Origin of the sequence: Microcystis aeruginosa LEGE 91341, from assembly GCF_015206885.1 — a bacterium.
GTDB lineage: Bacteria > Cyanobacteriota > Cyanobacteriia > Cyanobacteriales > Microcystaceae > Microcystis > Microcystis aeruginosa_H.
In genome coordinates this window covers 1-5732 of record NZ_JADEXY010000192.1, presented here as the reverse complement: position 1 = coordinate 5732, position 5732 = coordinate 1, and the positions used below count along the sequence as shown (strand labels likewise).

Annotated in this window: 8 protein-coding genes; 2 read left to right on the top strand and 6 right to left on the bottom strand. The window is 43.1% G+C overall.

The features are described 5' to 3' along the window. Window positions 1-215: 215 nt before the first annotated feature. Both IQ234_RS19505 and IQ234_RS19500 read left to right on the top strand, forming a co-directional pair. On the top strand, window positions 216-815 hold the full coding sequence (locus tag IQ234_RS19505) for a peroxiredoxin (RefSeq protein ID WP_193958300.1): 600 nt from the start codon (window positions 216-218) through the stop codon (window positions 813-815). 168 nt (window positions 816-983) lie between these two features. Next, the gene (locus tag IQ234_RS19500; protein WP_193958299.1) at window positions 984-2243 is read left to right on the top strand and encodes an OFA family MFS transporter; all 1260 of its coding nucleotides are present in this window, start codon (window positions 984-986) and stop codon (window positions 2241-2243) included. Between the two features lie 162 nt (window positions 2244-2405). Here IQ234_RS19500 and IQ234_RS19495 read toward each other — a convergent pair whose 3' ends face one another. The 6 genes from IQ234_RS19495 to IQ234_RS19470 form a co-directional block, all read right to left on the bottom strand. Beyond that, a complete protein-coding gene (locus IQ234_RS19495; protein ID WP_193958298.1) occupies window positions 2406-2699 on the bottom strand; it encodes a DUF4926 domain-containing protein in 294 nt (97 codons plus the stop codon). Between the two features lie 2 nt (window positions 2700-2701). Then, window positions 2702-3040 (bottom strand): DUF6883 domain-containing protein, encoded by a 339-nt coding sequence (locus IQ234_RS19490; protein ID WP_193958297.1) that lies wholly within the window; start codon window positions 3038-3040, stop codon window positions 2702-2704. A gap of 145 nt (window positions 3041-3185) precedes the next feature. Beyond that, window positions 3186-3437: a nitrate/nitrite transporter NrtS gene (gene nrtS / locus IQ234_RS19485; RefSeq protein ID WP_193958296.1), complete on the bottom strand. Its 252-nt coding sequence runs from the start codon at window positions 3435-3437 to the stop codon at window positions 3186-3188. 3 nt (window positions 3438-3440) lie between these two features. Then, the gene (locus IQ234_RS19480; RefSeq protein WP_193958295.1) at window positions 3441-4004 is read right to left on the bottom strand and encodes a GUN4 domain-containing protein; all 564 of its coding nucleotides are present in this window, start codon (window positions 4002-4004) and stop codon (window positions 3441-3443) included. A 54-nt stretch (window positions 4005-4058) separates the two neighbouring features. Continuing rightward, complete coding sequence (locus IQ234_RS19475; RefSeq protein ID WP_193958294.1) at window positions 4059-5189, bottom strand: CO2 hydration protein; 1131 nt, start codon at window positions 5187-5189, stop codon at window positions 4059-4061. A 31-nt stretch (window positions 5190-5220) separates the two neighbouring features. Continuing rightward, on the bottom strand, window positions 5221-5577 hold the full coding sequence (locus tag IQ234_RS19470) for a DUF1823 family protein (protein ID WP_043997341.1): 357 nt from the start codon (window positions 5575-5577) through the stop codon (window positions 5221-5223). Window positions 5578-5732: the final 155 nt, after the last annotated feature.

Here is a 5732-nt window from a genome sequence, read left to right as displayed (position 1 = left end):
CCCCATCTCCCTATCTCCCCATCTCCCCATCTCCCTATCTCCCCATCTCCCTATCTCCCTATCTCCCTATCTCCCTATCTCCCCACTAGCCACTGATAACTGATTGCTGATAACTGATGGCTGACTACTCAAAATCGTTATGACTATGATATAGTTGTTAAGGAATGTAAAAATAGTTGCATTTTCCCAGAAACTAGATTAAGGAGATTAAGAGTATGACCGCCGAAGGTTGCTTAAGAGTCGGACAAGCGGCGCCAGATTTCACCGCGACCGCCGTTTTCGATCAAGAGTTCAAAACCATCAAATTGTCGGATTATCGGGGTAAATACGTCGTTTTATTCTTCTATCCCCTCGATTTTACCTTTGTTTGCCCCACGGAAATTACCGCTTTCAGCGATCGAGTTAGCGAATTTGTCAGCATCAACACCGAGATTTTAGGGGTGTCCGTCGATAGCGAATTTGCTCACCTAGCATGGATTCAAACCGAGAGAAAATCCGGCGGTGTGGGGGATGTGGCCTATCCTTTGGTGTCGGATCTGAAAAAAGAAATCAGCACCGCTTACAATGTTCTTGATCCTGATGCGGGAGTGTCCCTGCGTGGTCTGTTTATCATCGATAAAGAAGGTGTTATCCAACACGCTACTATTAATAATCTTTCCTTTGGTCGCAGTGTCGATGAAACCCTTCGCACTCTAAAAGCGATTCAATACGTCCAATCCCACCCGGATGAAGTTTGTCCCGCCGGTTGGCAAGAAGGGGATGCTACCATGGTTCCCGACCCTGTGAAGTCAAAAGTTTACTTTGCGGCAGTTTAGTTAAAGTTCGTCAGAAGTCCCTCAGCTATAGATGGGGAGAGACTTTTAAGGGGGTGAAATAATTCACCCCCTTATTTTAATCGGAAAATTTTCCAGAAAATTTGCCCCATTAGCCATGATCTCATCTAGAATACTGGCCAGCAAGTCTAGAAAGAGTCACGGCGATCTATGACTACCAGTAATTACGATTCCGAGTTGACAGTTTTGGGATTACCCGCAGCCAAAGGTAGATGGTTATTAATACCTCTAGGAATGGGCGTTTTACTCTGTTTAGGGACGGTGTACTCTTGGAGTATCTTTAGAAAACCCCTAGAAACAGAATTAAATCTCAGCGCCACGGAAAGCCTATTACCCTACACTGTGGCCCTAGTATTTTATGCCGCTTCTATGCCGATCGCTGGTTTTTTTATCCCCCGGGTAGGCACTCGCAGGATGACGGCTATCGGCGGAATTATCGTCGGTTTAGGCTATATTCTCGCTAGTTTTGCCGCTCAGATCCAGACAATTATTCTTACCTACGGAGTCATTGCCGGCACAGGAGTCGGCATCGCTTACGGTGTTCCCATGGCAGTGGTGGCACGCTGGTTTCCCGACAAAAAAGGTTTAGCGGTGGGTTTAACTATCATCGGATTTGGCCTTTCTCCCCTGATTACCGCACCTTTAGCCAATCGATTGATCAATGAATATAGCGTTAGACCAAGTTTAAGATTTTTGGGGATTATCTTTACAATAATTATTGTGATGATTGCCCTCGCCATGAAGTTACCCCCTCAAGACTGGCAACCTCCGCTAAATTTAGCTAATCGAAAATCCAACTTTCAGGGCAATTATCCAGTGAATATGCTGAAAAGTCGCTCATTTTATGGCTTATGGCTTTGCTATGCCATTGGTGCTTTAATTGGCTTGAGTTCCATCGGTATTTCTAGTCCCGTCGCTGAGGAAATTATCCAGATCGAGCCGGGGTTAGCCGCTAGTAGTGTGGCTCTATTTGCCTTGTTTAATGGTATTAGTCGTCCTTTGTTCGGTTGGTTAAGCGATCGCTGGAAACCCCATTATCTAGCGATCGGGGCCTATACACTCATTTTGATTGGTTGCCTGTTGATGGTCAAGGCCGAAAAAGGGGCAGTTACTAGCTATCTAGTGGCTTTTTGTCTATTTTGGTTTTGTTTAGGGGGATGGTTAGCCCTAGCTCCCGCTACCACTCTCCACTTCTTTAATCCTGACCACTACGCCCAAAATTACGGTATTGTTTTTACTGCCTACGGTGTCGGTGCTTTGATCGGCACTTTAGTAACCGGTAGAATTCGCGATTGGTTCGGCACTTACACTTATGCTTTTTATGCCATGGCTGTATTGGCAATACTGGGGATTTTTCTCGCTAGTGCCTTACTGAAAAGAGAGCGATCGCAGCTATCAAATCCTAGCTAAGGGAGTTAATCTTAGCCTAGAGTAGATACTGCTGCCATTTTATACCAATTAAAAGTAAAAGTAGGCTACAGATAACTAGGATAGGGGGCGGGGAAATGGGAGACTTGACCAGTTATCAGTAAACAATAATCAGTGATAGGGATCTTTTGGAAGGGGATAGATTTAGGTCAAGGTCATCGCTTGCTTGGCAGGAAAAGTCAACACCAATTGATGAGGATAGACAATTTCTACGCCGATTGTTTCGAGGAATGCTCCCTTTTCTGTCTGAGTTGCACAGACAAAATTTCCCTGCTCATCATATTTAACCCAATCTCCAAATAATTCTACTAGATAAGCTTCCCCATTTTTGAGAATTTCTACAATTGTCCCAACTGTCCCGATAGGAGCTATTCCGCCATCAATTAAAGGTAGATCTTCCCTTAGTCTAACACCATCAAACAATTGAAACTTACTCATTTTCAATCTCCTAAACTATCGGGTACTGCTGTGACAAATCTGGCCACATCTTCTCCTCTCAAAACAATCCAAACGGTGCGGATTTGACGCAATTCACCCGAAGCATCCCTTATTTTAACATAAGCACGATAGCGATCACCATACTCGCTTCTGTCTTGTTTTTGTAATATTTCCAGAGAGACTGCCCCTAATATAGCTTCTCTAATTGCTTCAGGACGATCAAATCCCATAACTTGGCGCCAAAACTTACGTTTATCCCCACCAACACCAGCTTCAGTGGTATGGTTGAACAGATAGTTAGCCTTAGCCGGTGGAAATTCAAATTGAGTTGCCGAAGTCATTAATTACGATCTTTCTTCTATGACGAATTTAAATCAATTTGCAACTAATGGCCCAATCGCCAGAACACAGAACCAATAGCAAATGCCTCAACTGCAAAAGTGTTTTTTTGTACAGATTTACCATCAAAAATAGGGCGAAATCAATTTATTCCTGGGATTTTTTCGGCCACTGCTGACGGCGATAACTGCTATACTGCCCATGAATATTGACTAGATAGGGAACTAGATAAGTCAGTGATGCCGCCAGCCAGCGATCGCTTGTCATGCGCCCAGACAGTATAGCATAACCGTGGTTAATTGTCAATAAAATCGTCCCCACCACTACAGCCACTTTTATCCCGGTGGGGGCAAATTGGGGGGATAATAAAGCCCGAAAATAGCCGATAACTCCTTTCATTGCCTATAAATCGCACTCTATCAGGCGAGTAAAACAAAAAGTCACCATTTTTAATCCGTAGGGAGATTTCCACCAGAGAGCGGGAAAACAACCTTGAGGAGCTGCTAGACTAAAATCCCAGTGATCATAATCATCGATACGCCACTCATCTTTGTTGCGCCATCCCACCAATTCCCCAAATTTTTTAATCGTTTCCGCGTCTTGGGTACGCAGGGTGTTAATATCACCTCCGGCGGCAAAATATAACTTCACCTGATTGCTAAAACCGAAATGATCGCCGCTATAATTTTTCCAAAGGCGATCGAGTACCCGAATCACATTAACGGGAAACCGCATCATATCCTCTGGGGTTAAAGTATCCCGGGTTCTGCCGGCAGCTTCGAGGATAACTCGGAGAGTTTCTGCGTCTGCCTCCTTAAAGTTCCCCTCAGCTAGGAATTGCTGTAATTTACCATAGCGCTCGATGTCCGGTACTAACATCTGCCGCGCTTCGATGAGGGCAACCCGTTCGGTTAAAGATTGCAATTGAGCTAAAATATCCTGAAGTTGGGCGTTAATATCTGACATAAATGTAAGGGAGGTTTGTTGACTGCAAAAATTACCGATTTATCGGCAGAATAATTATTGATTTACCGCTTCTAATCGCGACTTAACAAAGCGGTTCATCCATGCTTCTAGATAGATGCGATTGGCTTTTTGTTCTTTTAAATCTGTGGTAGTTAAAGGATAAGGTGCTAATCCTTGAATGGCTGCCGTTGTCACACAAAACATCGACTTTTGAAAAGTTTCGCAGATCTGGACTAATAAATCTTCCTCTTGACGAAAACTCTTTTTATAAATGTCGTGCAGATAATCTGGTAAAAAGTGACGCATATCCTGCATTAATAGTGTGGGGGGAATCCCTGCACCTCCGATGGGTAAAGGATCCGCATACAAAGCACCATAGGCAAACATTCCTTGATCGTAGGGAATTTGATAGGCTTGGGCATTATAGGAAATTGTACCGGGGAAAGGTGTTCCGCGAAAGAAAACCGCCTCAACGTAGGGGATTGCTGTATCGGCAAGAAAGGTTAATCCTGCCGATTTGGGGATCAGATCATAGGTTTGTCCTTTGATTTTTACCTGATAGACAATTGGTTTACTAGCATTATCAACTAAATTTTTCTTAATGTGTGCCACCACTTCGGGAATATTGGTAATTTTTCTGGCATCATAGAGATCGGATAAACTTAAAAAAGCATCGGCCATAATTCGCCAAAATTGACCTAAACCGCTATAGTAGGCCATCATCCGCATTTGTTCTGGCAAAAATTCAGGAAAGACTTTATTTAAACCTAAAACTAGGGGATTATTCCTAAATTTGGCTTGAATAACTTTGGCTGTCACTTCCCGAAAAGCGGCACCATCTACATAACTATCTAAACCACCCCCACCATGCCAAAACATGGCTTTCATACAGTATTCAGCATACTCAAAATTAATGCGATCGTGCCACCAGTGTTGTAGTAATTTTTGCCAAGATACTTGACCATTAAAATATTTAAAGAAGGGGAAAAAAACCAAAAACTGATTTTCCGCAATATAAATTAAATTTTTGGAATAAGCATCTAACACCACTCCGTAACTTTTCAGGATACCCACTACCTCAATTAAATTCTGGGGAGTATCTTTTAACAATGCTTCCCCAGCAGTGAGACGCTCAATATAGGATGCTAGGGGATGAGAGGAGGACTTGACAGGGATAGTGACCATGCTAGAAGCTTGATAAAATAACTTTCCTTATCTATTTTAACCCATAAAAGCACAACCAATTAGCGGCGGTGGCACGGCGAGTCATGCGGGGATTGAATTCGCCAATTTTATAACCAGTAAAACCCAATTTATCTTTTAATAATTGTTTATTTTCTGGCAAGATCGATCGAGTTAATTTTACTGTTGGGGGACGATTGGCAATAAAATCTGGGGGTTCGGGATATTCCCGTCGCCAATCTTCCTCGACTTGACTATTATCCCATTTTCCTTGACTTTCATCGTAACGATACCCTAAAGTTTGCCAAACCAATTTATTAACGGTTTCGTCGTCAATTTCATCGTTAATAATTGCCCAAATTGTCTCTATATTTAATTCTGGTAGTTCCATAGATCAAGTAAATGGGAGATGGGAATGATAAATTATGAATTATGAATTAAGTAGGTAGGTGTTAAAAGTTCTCAGATGCCCCCCTTATTAAGAGGGGATTAAGGGGGGACTAAGGGGGGATCGGCACCCCCCTTATCAAGGGGGGCAGGGGGGAT